We start from the raw sequence: 17,041 nt of genomic DNA on the forward strand, positions 1-17,041 counted from the left end.
GATGCTAAAGCACGCGATATTTCTTCGCGTTCAGCTAATGTCAGCGTCAAGCTCGATCGGTGTCGTGGCGCCGGGCTTATCCCGCCGGTCTCAGCCAGTATGCGTTGTATGGATGAGTGGTTTCGATCAAACAACTGGGCGATCTGTTGAAGGGACTCCCCTTTCCTCCAACGTTCCCACATCAAGGCTTTCTGGCTTTCCGTGTAATAGATCCGAGGTCTTCGTTTCATCTGCAACACTCCTTCTGCTTACGCAGTCTCTAGTGTGTTGCATCCACCGGTTGAATCCGCCGATGCAATACCGCCCAGTCTTATGGCCATTTCGGTTCCACAGACTAGACACAAATCAGGTAGTGGCCATTAGTGAATCCGGGGACCATGCATTCCTTTCTCAAGAGGAGCTTCAGGCTCTGGTGTATACACCGACCAACCTACCGATAGACCGCTTCGCAGAACTCAAATCAAAGTTTTTCCTCGGGCAAGAAGGGGCGATAGGACTACCACGCCTGCTTGCATCCCGTATCGCCGCTAAGAAAGAGTCGGTTCTTGGAGGACCATCTCTCCATTTGTTGGTACCAACCCTTCAGTGCGCCCATTCATGCCGCTACTGCCAAGTCAGCCGGTCCTTGGATGACAACGGATTTTCCATGTCCTTCGAACAACTCGATGCGGCATGCGACACCATTTTTCAAAGTCCTTCTCAAACGCTTACCGTTGAACTCCAAGGGGGAGACCCCCTACTCCGCTTTGACTTGGTCAGACACGCTATCAGCCGCGTCGCTGCGCGTAACAAGCTCGAGCGCCGGAACCTGAGGTTTGTCATCGCATCAACTTTGCACCAGTTGGACGAAGAGATGTGTGCTTTTTTTAGGGAGCACCAGGTTTATCTGTCCACCAGCATTGATGGTCCGGCTGAGTTGCATAACAAGAACAGGCCCTTGCCCTCGCGCGACTCTTACGAAAGGACCATGGCCGGTATCGGCTTGGCGAGGGAATGGCTGGGACAGGATTCAGTGTCAGCGCTCATGACGACCACCAAGGAGTCATTGCGGGAGCCCGAGGCAATCGTTGATGAGTATGTAAAGCTCGGCTTCAACGAGATATTCCTCCGGCCTCTTAGTGCACATGGATTTGCCAAGCGCAACGAACGTGTCCTTGGTTACTCGCTGAATGAGTTTTGTGCGTTCTACGAAAAAGCGTTTGAGCGGGTCCTCCACTGGAATCGAAACGGGATTCCAATTCGTGAGGTCTCCGCTTGTTTGGCTTTTAACAAGATTCTCAGCCCATTCGATGCCGGGTACGTTGACCTCCAGAGCCCGACAGGAGCCGGCCTTGGGGCTCTGGTGTACAACTATGATGGCTATGTTTACCCCAGCGATGAAGCGCGGATGCTTGCCGAAACGGGCGACACTTCACTGCGGTTGGGCCGTATAGGCGATTCACTTGGGACCTTGCTCACAGGTCCGGTGGCGAGGAATTTGGTGAGTTCCAGTTTGGTTCGATACGTTCCAGGATGCCGCGAATGCGCATTCAACACCTACTGTGGTCCGGACCCCATAAGCACGTACAACCAATTTGGCACAATGGATGCGCCTGTCTATCAAACAGAGCATTGCAAGCGTCAGATGTGGATGTTCGACTATTTGTTTCGGCGTCTGCAGGATGCCGATTCGTGGTTTATGGATTTGGCTCATGACTGGGCCATTCCGCAACCATCGATGGAGCAGCGCTGATGCGTACGGCTCCTGCTGACATCAAAGGATTCGCCTATCGAACCGTGATGAGGGTAACGGAGCTTCCCACTGTAGCAAGGGAATGGAGACCCGACCTTAACCTCTTGGTCAGAGTCGCTTCCAGTACTGACATGGAGGCCCTGACCCAGCTTGGTAAAGCTGGGGTCTCCAATTTGGCCCTCCTTACTGCTGAGCCTAGCCTGTACGAAAAATCTGAATTTCCGAGTGTCCTGGAACTGGTCGAGCCGTTGAATGAAGGGGACGTGGCGGAAGTGACGCCTGGACGAACCGGCGTCCATGTCCTGTTTCGGGAATCCGATGTTCATCACACCGTGTTCCTGACCAACCGATGCAATAGTCGTTGCCTGATGTGCTCTCAGCCCCCAACGCGCCAAGATGATTCCTGGCTTGCTGATGAGGCCATCAGGGTGGCGATGCACATGCGCATTTCCCCTAAGACTGTCGGATTCACAGGTGGCGAGCCCCTCATCCTCGGAGGCAAACTCCGCGAGGTAATAGATGCGTTTGCTACGTCCCACCCAGATACAAAGGTAGATTTGCTTACCAACGGTCGCCTGCTAGCTGACCCCCTGCTCGCGCATGACCTGCTGAGTGATATGCGGCATCCAATTACCTGGTTGGTGCCGTTGTATGGCCATGCTGATTTCCTTCATGACTTTGTAGTGCAGGCACCAGGAGCATTCGACCAGACAATTGGTGGACTGCTGACCCTTCATTCCCATGGACAGCGGATACAGCTCCGCATTGTCTTGGTAGAGCCCGTCCTCCGGTATTTGCCGGAGCTCTGTGAATTCATTTGCCGAAATCTCCCTTTTGTTTCAGAGGTGGCGCTGATGGGATGTGAGCCTATCGGCTTCGCTCTCGCGAACCGCGACACATGTGAAGTCGATATATTTGAATGGGGCGAGGAATTGGAGGTGTCAGTAAAAAGACTGGTGCGGGGTGGGTTGTTCCCGGTGCTGATGAATTTGCCACTTTGCACCATCCAGCCTGAGCTCTGGCGCTATGCGCACCAGAGTATTTCGGATTGGAAACGCACATTCGTTGCGGAGTGCGACTCATGCGTGGTAAAAAACAACTGTTCAGGGCTATTCGCCTGGCATGAAAAAGGCTGGCGTCCAGCCACGATAAAAGCAATAAGGGAGGGATGATATGAAGCATCTCAAGACTCCGCTGGCCTTTCTGGCCGCGTGGCTATCGTTTGTTCCGGGGAAGTCTCTGGGTGTTCCTGCAGATAATTCTGCAACAGCCCCTTCCACCGACGGCCTCGACCCGGTCAGTCTGCGGCCCCTAAACAGACCTGGTGACAACATGTTTGCTGCCCATCGCTCCCATTCAAGTCATGGGTCCCACAGGTCCAGTAGCGGTGGCGGTGGTGTCTACCGGGCACCCTCTACCCCACAGCCTTCCGTCCCTCAGCGGTCCCAGGAGTCATCAAGTTCACTTTATGGCTCAGGCTCAAGCCAGCCGACGGACCCCGGGAGGGCATCGGCTGTCTCGCCGATGCCGGCGCAAGCTGCACCAAAGCTCAGCACTGGGGAAAAACGCAAGCTGCAAATCATGCGAGTGCAGATTGCACTGACGAGTCTCGGCCTTTATCAAGGAACAGTAGATGGCGTTCTAAACGACGGCACTAAGGAGTCGCTAACACTGTTCCAGAATCTGAAGGGAATCGAGCCAAACGGTCTTATGTCTACGGAAACCCTGAACGCGCTTGGCGTGCCAGCTGTTCAATGAGGCCCCGAACAATTAGGCGGCTTCGTTTCTGGAGCCAGTTGGTCATAGCATTCAGTCTGCTATTCATTGTCATTGTTGAGTACGGCAGGCCATTTGCAGTGTCCTGGTATTACCAGGATGAGTACAGCAAGTTGGCTCTGGAGTGCGACCAGTCGATGCACGATGAAGCGGCCCTTAGAGCAGGTACATCGGGCGCGGCGAAAGACCCTGCCCTCGAGGTTAGCGGCATGGTTGGACTGGCTGTCTGTCATCAGTATGACGTTCTGCGCAAACGGATGCTTATCAATGGCGTCAGCGAGGAACGCTTGGCTCTGATTGGGTTGAAGGGGCTTGAAAATGAGCAGATACCAGTCAATCGGATGGTGGACCCGCATCGCATGGATAGATTCTGATGCCCTTCAAACCGATTGGTTTTATTCTTGCCGCGCTGTTGGCTGCGGCTTCAACAAGTGTTGTCGCGGAGAATTCCCTCGACCCCATTCTGCACAAGGCGATTCAAGCATATCAGGTTAAGCCCCACCAGCCTTCTGAACGCAGGTTAGGGCCGAAGGAGAAGCTCGGCCAAGCATTATTCTTCGACCCTTTCGTGAGCGGGCCCAAAAAAATTGCCTGCGCGACGTGCCATGTGCGGAGCAAGGGGGCTGGAGATGGGCTTCCGATGGCGGTTGGGTTAGGCGCTAAGGGGATAAGTACTGAGCGTCTGGCGCATAGCGGAGCCTTCATCGTCCCAAGAAACGCACTCCCTTTTTTTAATAGGGGTTCTAAGGACTTTCGGGCTTTATTTTGGGACGGGCGTGTTCAGTTAGGACCTACCGGGCTGATTGAGACACCGCTTGGGAGCAGACAGCCTGCAGGCTTTGACAGCTTGCTGGCGGCTGCCGCTGTGTTCCCTCCGGCGGAGCCCGATGAAATGCTCGGGCGTTCATTGAAAAGGGGTACGCAGGATACCTACCATGCCGAGCTCGTCACAATTGACGATGAGGCCAATAACTTACAAGAGCGAACTCTGAATGCATTTGGCAATTTGGTTGAGCGCCTGCTTGAAACAAAAAGCCACAATCCCCAACCGGTTGCACTTCAATACCGCAAGTTGTTCGCTGAGGCCTATCCGCGAACGCCCCTGAATGAGTTTCGTATCAATCATGTGGGCAATGCCCTGGCCGCTTACATTGGCGCAGCCTTTGAGCTGAAGCCAGCCCCCTGGGACCGGTATGTGGCAGGTGCGACTTCCGCGCTCACTCCGGAGCAGAAGCAAGGTGCCTTCGTATTCTTTGGCAAAGGCAGGTGTGCGGTATGCCACAGCGGTACGCAGTTCTCAGATTTTCGTTTCCATGGGCTTGCCGTCCCCCAAATGCGGGTTGGCAAACACAACGGGTACATCGACTATGGACGGGCGGCCGCAACCAGTCGTGGCGAGGACAGGTTTGCTTTCAGAACGCCCCCACTCAGAAACGTCACTGAGACTTTTCCGTGGGGGCACAACGGAATTTTCACCAGCCTCGAATCCGTTATTACCCACCACGCGAACCCAGTGCCAATGCTCTATAAGGCGCAACAGCAGGACCCTGAGGAAGGTAGCAATGCGGGGAGGCTCCTTGGTTTTCGTTCCCCAATCCTTGCCGAGATGGCGCCTTTGTCAAAGGCAGAGATTGAGTTGCTAATGAAATTTCTCAAGGCGCTTTCATCCGAGCCGGTCATGCCAGATAGCGTGGCATTACCAGCAACGGTCCCCTCAGGTGACAGGTCATTTATCAGGCCATGAAAACCAGACAACTTAAACCCGTCAGCTCAAACAGAACATTTCGATGGATGCTCATCGGTGTCGCTCTGGCGTATTCGATTTCCCATGCATTGGCCGGGCAGGTTATCCCCGGGAAGGTCGTGGGCATAACTGACGGCGATACCCTGACTCTGCTGGATGAGAACCAGACCCAGCATCGGATTCGCGTATCGGGTATCGATACTCCTGAGAGAGGGCAAGCCTTCGGACATGTTGCCTCTGACAATCTTGCAAAGTTGGCTTTCGGCCAGCTAGCAACTGCAGATTGCCAGAAACAGGACCGGTATGGCCGCTGGGTCTGCGTAGTAAGGGTGGATGGGGTGGATGTCGGCCTTGCCCAAGTCAAAGCCGGCTTGGCATGGCACTACAAAAAATACGCCAGTGAACAAACGCCCACAGACCAGGAGCTATATGCAACAGCGGAGCAAGGTGCTCGGGTTGCCGGCATCGGACTTTGGAAGGATGCGGAACCGACTCCACCGTGGGATTGGCGAAAAAGAAGATAAAGCTAAACAGAGGCGCCGGCTAGGATGCTTTAAGTCGTGGCCTGAAAGTGAAGGACGAGCAATTTGCGGAGCTATAACGACCGGGAACCCGGCACACCGTCAACCACAAAGGAGGAAACACCATGAAACGCATCACCGCAGCAGTTCTCGCAGCACTTGCTCTGACCACTACCGTTGCTTGGGCTCATTCAGGGGGTACGAATAGCCAAGGCTGTCATTACAACCACAAAACCGGCGAATACCATTGCCACTAATGTAAACGGAGGAAAAAGCATGAAAACCATTTTCATCTTGGCGCTTGCTACCGTCGTATCCACGCCGGCCATCGCTGACCAGTACGTAAAAGGCCACACTCGTAGCGACGGTACCTATGTGGCCCCGCACTACCGTAGTTCACCCAATAGCGTGCAGTATGATAACTACAGCACCAAGGGCAACACCAACCCTTACACTGGGGAGCGCGGTAGCCAGCGAGATACAACTTACGACTACAAGCCTTACAACAGCAATCGTCGTGACAGCAATCCCTACGACTGACCGTTAATCAAACCCGCCTCGGCGGGTTTTTCTATTTTGGTGGGCAGTGAATTTTCCTGGGCCTGTTGCCACATCAAGGACGAATCACCCCTTGGGCCTAATAAAAAATCGGGGGAACCCCGAAACGCTGCCCTAACCCCCATTCGTTCAACGAACCGCAGACCCGTAACAGGTCGAGGTCTTTTTCCTCGGCCCGTGGCCCGACGATTCGGTACACGGAGTTCCGTGTTTGAACTAGGCCGTGCTCGGTATCGATACTCAAAACATGCGAGGTCATCCACGACTCCCCGGTTTCGCTTAGCTTCCCAATCAAGCGCGGCGACGACACCTTCCGGCCGCCTTCGGTGACATGCAGCATCAAGATGTCCCACTGAGTCAGACTGTGCCGAACTGACGCCCCCGAAAGGCTTGTCTGGAGATTTTTCAGTTCCGCTTCCGTCGCCAACGCCAGGCGGAGCTTGTCCCGGTTTTCCCGGACGATGTCGTCCAGGCTTTCTGGCAGGAGTTGTTTCAGTTGTTCCTCTACGGTGTCCTTCTTCATTTTAACGTCCTCCTAACTCAATCACTCAGGGAAGTAGCGTGAACCGAGGACGCATGAACAATCAAGACCTTAGAACTGAACGTTTGTGTTGTTCCGGGCAAGTTTCTGAGACCGATTGGTATATGAAAATTTGCTCTCAACCTAGCCTGTCATGCAGCCTGGCTTCTGGCCTGAGGATTTCCCATTTCTCAAATGTGTTTCAGAACGAACCGATTAATTAAATCCTTCAGTCAATCAAATCTGCTTTAGCCAAACAATTTTCATCCAGCCGTCTTTCTTGGTCTCGATTCAAGGGAAGTTGCGCAAACGGACAGGTCACACATCTTTCCCCTCCCCTCTGCGCCGGTGAAATGCACCTGTACGGTTGCTATAGTGAAAGCGTATAATATCGTTTATAATCAATAACTTAACAGTTTACTTTCGAGTCCGAATCCAATAACATGCCGCCCTCTTGTAGGAGGGTTTGGCATGGCAAATCAGGGTTCATCGACAACATGGGTTTTCAAGGACGGACCGCGGGGGTGTGAAACAGCACGCTGCGCCGGTTGTGCAGGGAGGGTCGAATAATGGGCCGCAAACTGCGCAGTCCGACACGGACGATTTCGAATCGAGGCGAGCTGCCTCGATTCATCGGGCAATTCCCCTGCACCAAGGGCGCCACCTTCCCACTCACGTTCGACTCGCTGAGCGCACTGCTGTGCGGCGTTTACCTGGAATGGCGCTCAGACGTTGTGAGCGTGGCCTTCGAGCCTCGCGAGTACCGGTTTGAGGAAACCTCAGACCTGCCCGCGCTGACGTGTATTCCAGACTATGAAGCCATCCTGGACACCGGCGAGCTGGAATTGTTTGAGGCGAAATACGCTGAGGCCGACCTGCGCGATACCGAGCGGACGAAGCTGAAACTAACAGCCGCCCATTGCAAGCAACAGGGAATCCCCTACCACGTGATTTACCGGGACATCCTGGAAAAGGACGGCTTTATCGACACGTTGATGCTGTTGCGGCCCTACGGACGACTGCAGTTTTCGACGGAAACGGCGACCGAGGCCGAAAAGCGGCTGTCCCGTTTTGACGAGGCCCCACTCGAAATCTGGCGTGAGCGCGCCAGGCATGAGGGCGTTCCCGCCGGCATGCTTTATCACTTGCTCTACCACCAGCGCCTGCCCCTGGTGTATCGACCGCTGATTCAAGTGGAGCTCATGCCGTGTCGCGCCTAGTGTGTATGGACCTACGGCCAGGCCGCATCGTGGCAATTCGGGGTGTTCGCCATCGAATCCATGAGGTTCAATCGAGCGGTCCCATGCTGACCCTCATGCCTGAAGCTGAAGGCGAACCTGCTGTCAAAATGTCGCGCACCGAATTTGCGGCGCTGCTGGTACTTGAAGAAGCGGAGATGGTCGACGAACTTGAAGACCCGCATCGCGAGATGACCCGTGAGGTCACCAACCTGTCCTTTTCTCCCTTGCTCCGGATTGTCGACTGGCACGCAAAAATATACTTATTGCGTCGAATGATGCGGTGGTCACGCTCAAGTCCCAAATCACCCAGATTTCGAGCGGCCTATGTCGAGGCTGAGCGTGAACTAAACGAATATCAGCTAGCTTGCGGCCTTGGTCACTGCAAGACATGGTCGCACTGGACTTTTTACCACGACATGCAGCGTTGGCGGTCCTCCAAATACGCTATGGCCGCGATTCAGCGTAAGGGCGTGGAATATTGCCCATGGGCGACGCCCGCTCCGCTATATGAGGAGGCGCGCAAGCTTGCGCACGAAATCACCCTGAAGCATCCGGGCTGGACGATTGAAAAGGTTCACGAGGAGGCGCTCAAGAAGCTTGAGCCGTCCTATGCCCGGCCAAAGGAGGCGAATCGTGGCTAGAAGAGAACCATCCCTGGTTTCCTACGAATTCTTCAGGCGAATCTCCAAACACATAGACAAATTCGAGCTTCAAAGCCGGATGTTGGGAACGCTCTACGCGACGCAATCGATTCGGGAAATCGGGCGATTGCACACTTATTCACCTGGAGAGCGAGGCGAATACGACTACACGAAATACGCGCTCTGGCTATATCCGCATGCAAATTGGAGCGAGCCGATGCTTTATTACACGGGCTTTGGCATTGACCATGAGTCGACCGTCATCAAGGGCTTTACGTGTACGGTCGACCCTTCCGCACGCGACGCCGTACGCCTCTATCGGAACTGTGCGCTGCCGGCCCCGCTTTGGCTCCCGCAACATCTTCGGACGAAAGCGCATCACTGGGATGTGTTTGGCATCGACCGGATTTCCGTCATCGACAACGCAATGGACCTGACTGCCAACTCCGTTGTCCTGATGTATCTCGTACTCGGAGTGATTCTGCTTCGGATGCCGCCAAGGAGAGGGGACCTTAAAGGTTTGGTGGAACGCACGCAATCCTCAAAGCAATCGGGGTATATCTCTACGCTTCCGGGCTACGTTTCGCAGAAGCACATGGGCTCAAAAAAATTTGGTGGGTTCGACCCACGCTACAAGAAGGTGCGAGACAGGGCCAAGGCCAAAGCCAACCTGACGGTTGCTGACTACGAGGCGAAGCTGCTCGAAACCACTCTGGACTATAACCACGCCAAGCATCCCCAGCTGAGAAAACCACGCATCGAGGTCTGGCGTGACGGTCAGGAACTCGCCCCCCTCGTCTTGCCGACCGGGAACCTGCAAATCCGCTCCGTCTACGCGCTGACATATGAGACGAGCCTGACCCGTGAAGGCGTGTAAGTCGAGACACTCAAATTCAACAGCCATGAGTTGCACATGGCGTACAGGACTTACACGGGCATGGTGCACGTCAAGGTGAATCCGGATGACGTATCAAGCGTGCTTGTCTTTGTCCCCCAGGTTAATCACCCGATTGAAGCCTTTTTGACCACGTTCGACCTGCGTGAACCCATGACGCTGGAACTATTGAGGGTCTTATTGGCGCGCCTGGAATCCCGCTACAGAGGCGACAAGGCCTGGAAGGAAGACATTGGGTTCGCGGTCCTGGACGAACTGCAGCGGGTCCAAACGGGACCCGTAACACGCACGCCTGGCAAAACCGTACGTTCAGATGCCCAGGCCGCAACCCATGCTGCCGCAGCCGCGCCTGCCCTCCCCACACCCAAGCCCGCGACAGAAGGCCTCAGCCTGTCAGAACTCCTACGGGGCGGTAAGCCCGATGACAAGTAATTACCTGCTGCCATTTCAGCAACGGTTGCTCGAACAGGTTGAAACCGCTCTCGACGAGATTGCTGACGGCGGCAACAGCCAGGGCATCCTGCTTATCGGCGCCTCCGGTTCCGGCAAGACTCATGGGCTCGACGTACTGGCCGAGGGGTATCCGCCTACCCTCGAAAACAACCAGCGGATTACGCCATGCTGCCGTGTGGCGGTGACGGCCCAGGCCGACGCCGTCGCGACTGCCGCATCCGTTTTGCACCAACTCGGCAAGCCCTTGCAGGTCAGCACCAGGCCTAATTTGAAACTGCTGGAACCCGACATGCACAGGGCACTGCGTGCGCATCAAGTCCGGATTCTTGTTTTCGAGGAGTTTCACAATGCGTTGCTCGCAAGCACCCCGCAGCTTCGGGGACAAATAGCCCGCTTTCTGAAGAACCTGTGGAATCTGCACCCCGAAGGCTCGCCACTGGGCTGGGCGACGCCAGAGCCGGGACGGGGCGACCAGCGTTTGGTGGTGATTGTTTCCGGCACCGACGAATTGCTGAAGGTGTTCGAAAAAGATGCCGAACTTGGGAGCCGGTTCGGCTGTGTGGTTATGGCAGAACAGGTCGCTTTCTTCCCGCCGGTGGCATTCGAGAACTTCCGGAACGTTTACGGCAGCATTGCGGGCAGATTTGGCCTCTCGAAACGCCTTTCGCCAGAGGATGATTCCACGGTGGCTCGCTGCATGCTGGCGAGCGGCCCTCATCTCCGGAAACTCGAAAAACTGCTACAACGCATGTCCACCTTGGCATCTCGGCTGGACGGGACCAAGACCGACCTCGAGCTGCTGGCGGCGGCGTTTGACGCGGTTGGCGGCGCAACCGGGCCCTCCATCAATCCGTTCAAGTTGACGGAGGCCGAGGTGACGGCGCAAGTGGCGAAAGCCATTCCTCGCCAACGTAGATGAAATGAAGATGGAGCCTGACTGGCTGCCGGGGTGCTATCGCAACCTGCCCTGCCTGCCTGGCGAAGCTCTGCCAGGATATCTGCTCCGGCTGGCCGAGGCGAACGGCTACGAAAGCATTGCCGCCTTGCTACGAGCTGCGGGCATCAATACCCGCGGGCTGAATATGGGCTATTCGTCGAAGCTGCGCACCGATGCGGAGGCCCTCGCTATCCTCGGGCGGATGGCAGTCGGCGACCCGGGACACCTGAGCGGGCATGCCGCCAAGGTTCTGGATGGGCCGGCGTTTTTCATGCGGGAGTGCCGGGTCGATAGTGATGCCCTCCTTCACGAGCGTGTCCAGGTCTGCCCCCAGTGCCTGGCCGAGGACGGGTATATCAAGGAGGAGCTTGAGCTTGCCCCGGTTACGGTGTGCAGCACGCACAAGGTCCTCCTGGTCGACGAATGTCCTGATTGTGGGCGTTCGCTGGATTGGAAACGGTCCAGCCTGATGGCCTGCGGACATTGCGGAGCGGACTTGCGGATGGCGACCCCAACTCCAGTTGGCGCTGACGTCTGCGAGGTTGCAGAGGATTTTGCGGCGCTGGCGCCATTTCGCCTCGTTACCCACGGCGGCGAGCCAGCAGCCGACATGTGGGACCTGATGTTCCGTATCTTCAAGGCGCTGGCACTGCCCGACGCTTTCTGGGCCTCGACGGAGTGGCCTCGGCGAGTCGTCCAGTTCATGCCTGTCAAGGAACGGCATGCAGTCGTGGGGTTGCTGGCGAAGGCGCGTCGTGGAGGCAGCTATTTCCTGTCTGACTTGCAGCCCAAGGCCCGCGCGGCTCTTGCTCCCATGCTTGCGATACCAAGGCCGTACGTATTGGAACAGTGCGCGCTTCTGCTTTTGCAGTCGGAAGCCGGAATAACCAAGGAATACGCCGAAGCGATGTGTTCGCAGCAGCCCCTGCCACGAGCAGCAAAGGGGGTGGAGATTTTTAGCGGGCGCCCGCCTTCATTACGAACGCCAGACGAGGTTGCGGCGTTCCTGGCTTCGGACTGGCAAACAGTTGAAGGACTTATGGCACGCAAGGTGCTGACGAATCCCATTGATAGCGAGCATGGGTATGACATCGACGAATTGCTGGCTGGTCAGACCTTCCTTCATTTGGGGGTTTTTACGCTGGCGGAAATGACTGCCATTGTGGGCGTCCCCTTGGACTGGGACGACCTTGTTCACTCCAATTTCCTTCGTCCATGGAATTCCAGAAACCCCTCTGACCTTCGCGTGGCAGTCGGCGAGGTGGTCTCGATTCAGATGGAGTTGGCGGCGAAATGGGCTGCGAACGGACGGCCGACTAGCGGTGTTCTGCTGCGCGACTTTGCGTTGCGGACCGACCGGCCGTTCCAGGTCGTATCCGAGGCCGTCGTACTTGCTTTACGTGGGGACCTGAACCCATTTGGCTGGGGACCGCGGTTCGATTGGGGTGGCCTCAAGATTTCCGAGCAAGACGAGAGGCGCTTGTCAGAGATGTTTCGCACCCAGCTTTCTGGTTCCTCTAAAAATCATTTCGGTCACGCGGGAGTCTAGGTAATGTCCAAAAACCTCAACGATAGCCAAGATGTAGACCAAGAAGCACAACGCATCCTGCGGCTGGCCAAAGCATCGGCAATCAAGGCCCGTCTGGAACTGGTGAGACAAAAAGAGATTCTGCCTGCGCGAGAGTTCTCAGAGGCGCTGGGAATTTCGCTGGGGGCCCTGAACCGGGAGGTCAAAGCGTATCGGCTATTTGCGATGGAGTTAGCTGGTGAAACCTACTACCCTGCCTTTTATCTGCACAGGCCTCCCGACCGGATGAAGATTAAAAGGGCGTGCAAAGCCTTGGGGGACCTGGACGGCTGGGAAAAGTGGCGCTTCTTCACGACACCCAAGGGGTCTGTTGCCGGAAGGACGCCGATACAGGCACTGGAAGGCGACGAGGCACTACAAGCCGCTATCGCCTCGGCAGTGGGATTTGCTGAGCGTTGACCCGGGCCTCTTGAGCAAATTGCTGTAGCATCTTTAAGTGGGGGAGGTGCTTACCGCTAACCAAAATCTCAATAAGGATGGGTAGTGCTTAGTCGTTCATCTAAATCAAAATCAAATTCTGATAGCTTGGAAGACCTATTAAGGGATAGGCCATCCGACGAGAAGCAAGGAGCAACTGCAACTCAGGGTTTCGTCTTTCAGCAGTGGTGGGCTGCGCTTTGTGTCGCAGAACTGCTAAGAACCCCAAACGATTTTGCAGTCGGGATGGAGGTTAAGGAGGATGTCGCATTGCTAGACTCCTCTAATTCGCCGACAAAGGTTGAATTTTGCCAAGTCAAAAAGAATGAACGGGCCGTTGCGTGGACGCTTAAGGAACTGCATAAGCAGGGGCAAAAATTAAAGGTGGGCGGCCATGAGCCCTCAACTCTTGCGAAACTCTACAAGCGGCGACACGAATTTTTAGGACATCCTACCAAGCTCAAGTTCGTTTCCAATACGAGCTTTAAAGTACCCGCTGAAGACGAACGCACAGTTAATAGCCATGTGACTAACCTTGGCGACCTGACGCCTAAGCAGCAAAACGTTATCAAGGAGGCATTGGCCTCCCAGTTAGGCATCTCGGCGAGCGAGGTAAACCTCGACGAATTTAGCTTGCAGAGGACTAACTTGCCTCTCGGTGAGCAAGAAGTCTTTGTTGGCGGCATGCTGAGCCAGTTGTATGAGGAAGGTCACATACCATTTCAAGTCGCACAGCCAACAGTTGCTGCCCGAATACTTGCTTCAGAGCTGCAGACCAGGGCATCCCGCACGAACTACGCACGGACATATGACGAGCTCAAGGAGCGTCTCTTTACTCGTTCCGATGCGTTACGCACCCTTACTCTGACCTCCCAAGCAAAGCCGACTCTTAACGTCCTATTCGATGAGGCGATTGAACGCCTGAATATTGAACAATACGACTTCATGAGCATCAAGCGCATGAAGGCTGAAAGAATTAATGTTCTTGCGGACGCAGTTGACCGCTCCAACATGCTTTTTCGTAATCTTGCTGCTGCACTTGTGAATGCGCGTGAGTCGACCCTTAACGCTGCCTCCCAAGGGACTACGTTGGGCGCGTTAATGGAAACCCTCGTCTCCAACGCGAAGCAAATTACTCCCTCTGAATTTGTTGGTAGAAGTCCTGATTACGTGAATTCGCTCGCACTACTGGTACTGAATGATGGAATCGACATCGACGTATGCACTCCTGAGGCTGGTAAGAAATCTGAGGAAGAACAACAATGAACCGGCGCGTGACCTTCAAGACGCTTTGGCTCGTATCCGAAAGGGACAGGAAAGCAAGGCGGCAGATATTCAACCCAAACAAAACCCTCTTGCTAGGGGAAAACGGGACGGGGAAGTCTAGAGTCACCAAGAATCTATTCTGGGTATTTGGCTGCGCTCCCGAGAAACATACCATCGCCAGCTGGGACCCGGATACCGTGGCCGCTCTGGAATTCGCATACAGGGGTGATGACTACCACTACCTTGTTTTGCGACAAGGAAAACGGCTCGGCCTGTTCTCGATGGATGGCGGCCTGTTATTTGCAGCTGACCATATGTCGGCGTGGGAAGCCTATATTGCGACATTTTTCGGGTATCACCTGAAGTTGCAGCGCCCAAACTCAACTCGATTCAGCCAAGCAGGACTCGACTATCTAACGCTGCCCTTTTACCTTGACCAGGACGGCAGTTGGGGAGCCAGTTGGGACACATACACAACTTTGGGGCAGTTCAAGAATTGGAAGCCTGCGGCTTTCGAGGCGTTCATTGGCTTGCGCCCAAACGCATACTTTGCAGCGAAACAGCTCAGGGACGAAGCCCATGCAAAGCTGAACGAGAAGCGGAAGGAGCTTGAGGCCCAACGACTGGCATTCCATCGAGTACAAGAGGTCTTACCAAGTAACGTCCCCACGCTTGATTTGGATGCGTTTAAAGCGGAACTGGCCCAACTCGGGCATGAAGCCATAAAGGCTCAGCAACAACAAGCTGCTCTGCGTGGAAAACTTGTTGCTTTGGTCAACTTGCGAGAAAGAGTTCAGACTGAACTCCAGCTTGCACAGTCTGCACATCGTGAGCTTATGGCTGACCTTACATATCTTTCGGACTTGCCTACCAAATCCCTCGAGTGCCCCACTTGTGGCACTGTCCATGAGAACTCTTTTCACGCGCGATTGCAGCTTGCCCAAGACTTCGAGTCCATGTCAGCCTTGGTCGCTGAGCTAAGCGAGAAGCTCACAAACGCTCGCGAGGAAGAAGCAATAGTTCGGGGCGACCTCCAAGAGATGGAGAAAACGCTAGTTAAAGTAGATGACCGAATGCATGAGAAAAAAGCGGAGCTACGCCTTGAGGACGTTCTGGCGGCTCATAGCAAAAAAACTCTCAGCTCGGTTTTCCAACATGTAACTAGCGATTTGAGCTTGGCAGTTAGTGAACTTGAGGAAGAGGAAGAGTCACATAACTCCAAACTCAAGTCGTACGATGACAAAAATAGGTTGAAGGAGGTTGGAAAATACTTCGCAGACCAAGTACGCAGCCTTTCAAATCTTTTGAATGTTCCAAGTGACGAGCAATTATCAAAGCCTAAGCCGGGGGGGCGAGCTCAAACTGGGGGTAGTTCAGCCCCCAGGTCCATGTTGGCTGTGCATCTAGCCCTTCTGCGGACAAACGTGGAGCATGGTGACTCTCCATTATTCCCATTCGTGGTCGACACTCCGCAGCAATCCGGTCAAGACGATAAAAACCTCCGCTCCATGATTGAAGTTCTTGGACGTTCTGCAGGAGATAACCACCAAGTAATTCTTGCTGTTGAGAAACTACCCGACATGGTCGACGCCTCTGGTTTTGAAATCGTGAAGCTCGAAACCAAAAAAGGAGCGCTGTGTTCAGCAGACTTTGATAGTGCTGTCCATTTTTTACATGAGCCCTTGAAGCGTTTGAAGGACCGCATTGAAGAGCAACTCGCGCGACCGAGCGAGGCATGATTGTTTGGTTTGGGCTCACGAGCAGAACCTGCAAACTCACCTAATGGACGACCAAACCCGCTCCCACCTAGAGTCCATTAAGGCAGAAGTGCTTCGCCGAGTTGGCCGAAACCTTCTGCTTTTTCAGCAGATAGAAGGGTTGTTGAAGTTCCTTCTGGCGAACCACACAGGTGATGGCACCGTAGAGAATTACCAAACCAGGCATAACAAGCGAGCGGAGTCGGTCAACAAGCAGATGCTTGGCAATCTGGTGGACAAATACGGGTCCGATGTATTGCAGGACGCAGGTGTGGAGACGCTGGATGAAGAAAATCCAGCTGTACCCTGGATGTCTTTTACGTTCCGGGTCTCTGGTAGCGCCGAATTTGTGGAGACCGTGCGCAGCGACCTTAAGCTCATGACTGAAGAGCGCAACGAACTGGTACATCACTTCCTCCCACGTTGGCAGCCTGAATCCCCCGAGAAGCTAGGGGAGGCCCTGCTCTACCTGGACGCTCAGCGAGAGAAGGTGTTGCCAATGCATAAGCATCTGCGTAACACCGTCGATGGCATGCAAGCAGCAAGGAAATTGCTGCATGACTTCATTTCGAGCGAGGAATACCAGCGGCAGGACGAACTGATGTGGTTACAAGCCAGTCCTCTAGTCGAATTGCTTCGTGAAGTGACCAGCCAAATTCATCGGACGGACGGATGGACCTACCTAGCGCACGCCGGAAAGCTGGCAAACAAGAATTTGCCGGATGATATTCGGAACCTCAAAGAGCGTTACGGCTTCAACACCCTCAAGAAACTGCTCATCGCCTGCGAAACCTTTGATGTATACGATGAGCCCCTGGCCAACGGTACATTTCGGACGCTGTACCGGATTCGTCGTGTCGACTAGCCAGTTCTAAGCTCTGGTAGTGCCACCCCTGAATCGATAAACAAGCTCGGGGCTCGCTACATAGGCAGAAGAGCGGACACAAATCATAGGGGTTTCTGACAGCGTTACTAGAATTTCTGGTGGCGTTCCT

19 protein-coding genes and 1 pseudogene are annotated in these 17,041 nt (G+C 54.7%); 18 read left to right on the plus strand and 2 right to left on the minus strand.

The features are described from left to right. Nucleotides 1–230: pseudogene (locus tag B059_RS20225) on the minus strand (IS30 family transposase); the annotation flags it as partial. 62 nt (nt 231–292) lie between these two features. Between B059_RS20225 and hxsB the strand changes: the two are divergent. From hxsB to B059_RS18635, 8 genes are all read left to right on the plus strand, one after another. Beyond that, a complete protein-coding gene (gene hxsB / locus B059_RS0104585) occupies nt 293–1,732 on the plus strand; it encodes a His-Xaa-Ser system radical SAM maturase HxsB (RefSeq protein WP_026177309.1) in 1,440 nt (479 codons plus the stop codon). Continuing rightward, nucleotides 1,732–2,904, plus strand: coding sequence for a His-Xaa-Ser system radical SAM maturase HxsC (hxsC, locus tag B059_RS0104590; RefSeq protein WP_018077067.1), 1,173 nt, complete (start codon nt 1,732–1,734; stop codon nt 2,902–2,904). Before hxsB ends, hxsC begins: the two co-directional genes overlap by 1 nt. 1 nt (nt 2,905) lies before the next feature. Beyond that, a complete protein-coding gene (gene hxsA / locus B059_RS20230; protein WP_081601584.1) occupies nt 2,906–3,490 on the plus strand; it encodes a His-Xaa-Ser repeat protein HxsA in 585 nt (194 codons plus the stop codon). Nucleotides 3,491–3,528: 38 nt separating this feature from the next. Next, entirely contained in the window at nt 3,529–3,882 is a 354-nt protein-coding gene (locus B059_RS0104600; RefSeq protein WP_026177310.1) for a TIGR03982 family His-Xaa-Ser system protein, read from the plus strand. Then, complete coding sequence (locus tag B059_RS0104605; protein ID WP_018077070.1) at nt 3,882–5,252, plus strand: His-Xaa-Ser system-associated MauG-like protein; 1,371 nt, start codon at nt 3,882–3,884, stop codon at nt 5,250–5,252. Before B059_RS0104600 ends, B059_RS0104605 begins: the two co-directional genes overlap by 1 nt. Then, nucleotides 5,249–5,776 (plus strand): thermonuclease family protein, encoded by a 528-nt coding sequence (locus B059_RS0104610; protein ID WP_211206880.1) that lies wholly within the window; start codon nt 5,249–5,251, stop codon nt 5,774–5,776. The genes B059_RS0104605 and B059_RS0104610 overlap by 4 nt, the downstream gene beginning before the upstream one ends. Nucleotides 5,777–5,898: 122 nt before the next feature. Further along, complete coding sequence (locus B059_RS20740) at nt 5,899–6,030, plus strand: YHYH domain-containing protein (RefSeq protein WP_157273613.1); 132 nt, start codon at nt 5,899–5,901, stop codon at nt 6,028–6,030. Between the two features lie 19 nt (nt 6,031–6,049). Continuing rightward, nucleotides 6,050–6,313, plus strand: coding sequence for a hypothetical protein (locus B059_RS18635; protein ID WP_018077072.1), 264 nt, complete (start codon nt 6,050–6,052; stop codon nt 6,311–6,313). Between the two features lie 97 nt (nt 6,314–6,410). Here the strand turns inward: B059_RS18635 and B059_RS0104620 are convergent, their stop codons facing one another. Then, on the minus strand, nt 6,411–6,854 hold the full coding sequence (locus tag B059_RS0104620) for a hypothetical protein (RefSeq protein WP_018077073.1): 444 nt from the start codon (nt 6,852–6,854) through the stop codon (nt 6,411–6,413). A 566-nt stretch (nt 6,855–7,420) separates the two neighbouring features. Between B059_RS0104620 and B059_RS0104625 the strand changes: the two genes are divergently transcribed. From B059_RS0104625 to B059_RS0104670, 10 genes are all read left to right on the plus strand, one after another. Further along, entirely contained in the window at nt 7,421–8,071 is a 651-nt protein-coding gene (locus B059_RS0104625; RefSeq protein ID WP_018077074.1) for a PDDEXK family nuclease, read from the plus strand. Between the two features lie 83 nt (nt 8,072–8,154). Next, nucleotides 8,155–8,733 (plus strand): hypothetical protein, encoded by a 579-nt coding sequence (locus B059_RS0104630; protein ID WP_018077075.1) that lies wholly within the window; start codon nt 8,155–8,157, stop codon nt 8,731–8,733. Then, complete coding sequence (locus B059_RS0104635; RefSeq protein WP_018077076.1) at nt 8,726–9,610, plus strand: hypothetical protein; 885 nt, start codon at nt 8,726–8,728, stop codon at nt 9,608–9,610. The genes B059_RS0104630 and B059_RS0104635 overlap by 8 nt, the downstream gene beginning before the upstream one ends. Before the next feature lie 60 nt (nt 9,611–9,670). Next, nucleotides 9,671–10,060, plus strand: coding sequence for a hypothetical protein (locus B059_RS20745; RefSeq protein WP_157273614.1), 390 nt, complete (start codon nt 9,671–9,673; stop codon nt 10,058–10,060). Continuing rightward, nucleotides 10,050–11,000 (plus strand): TniB family NTP-binding protein, encoded by a 951-nt coding sequence (locus tag B059_RS0104645; protein WP_157273615.1) that lies wholly within the window; start codon nt 10,050–10,052, stop codon nt 10,998–11,000. Before B059_RS20745 ends, B059_RS0104645 begins: the two co-directional genes overlap by 11 nt. Nucleotides 11,001–11,007: 7 nt before the next feature. Continuing rightward, complete coding sequence (locus B059_RS0104650; protein WP_018077079.1) at nt 11,008–12,567, plus strand: TniQ family protein; 1,560 nt, start codon at nt 11,008–11,010, stop codon at nt 12,565–12,567. A gap of 3 nt (nt 12,568–12,570) precedes the next feature. Further along, on the plus strand, nt 12,571–13,005 hold the full coding sequence (locus B059_RS18640) for a hypothetical protein (RefSeq protein WP_018077080.1): 435 nt from the start codon (nt 12,571–12,573) through the stop codon (nt 13,003–13,005). A gap of 84 nt (nt 13,006–13,089) precedes the next feature. Continuing rightward, nucleotides 13,090–14,289, plus strand: coding sequence for a dsDNA nuclease domain-containing protein (locus B059_RS0104660; RefSeq protein WP_081601586.1), 1,200 nt, complete (start codon nt 13,090–13,092; stop codon nt 14,287–14,289). Beyond that, nucleotides 14,286–16,028: a hypothetical protein gene (locus B059_RS0104665; protein ID WP_018077082.1), complete on the plus strand. Its 1,743-nt coding sequence runs from the start codon at nt 14,286–14,288 to the stop codon at nt 16,026–16,028. The genes B059_RS0104660 and B059_RS0104665 overlap by 4 nt, the downstream gene beginning before the upstream one ends. Nucleotides 16,029–16,071: 43 nt before the next feature. Beyond that, complete coding sequence (locus B059_RS0104670) at nt 16,072–16,911, plus strand: OST-HTH/LOTUS domain-containing protein (RefSeq protein WP_157273617.1); 840 nt, start codon at nt 16,072–16,074, stop codon at nt 16,909–16,911. Nucleotides 16,912–17,041 lie beyond the last annotated feature (130 nt).

Source organism: Thiobacillus denitrificans DSM 12475, from assembly GCF_000376425.1.
In the GTDB taxonomy this organism is placed as follows: Bacteria; Pseudomonadota; Gammaproteobacteria; order Burkholderiales; family Thiobacillaceae; genus Thiobacillus; species Thiobacillus denitrificans.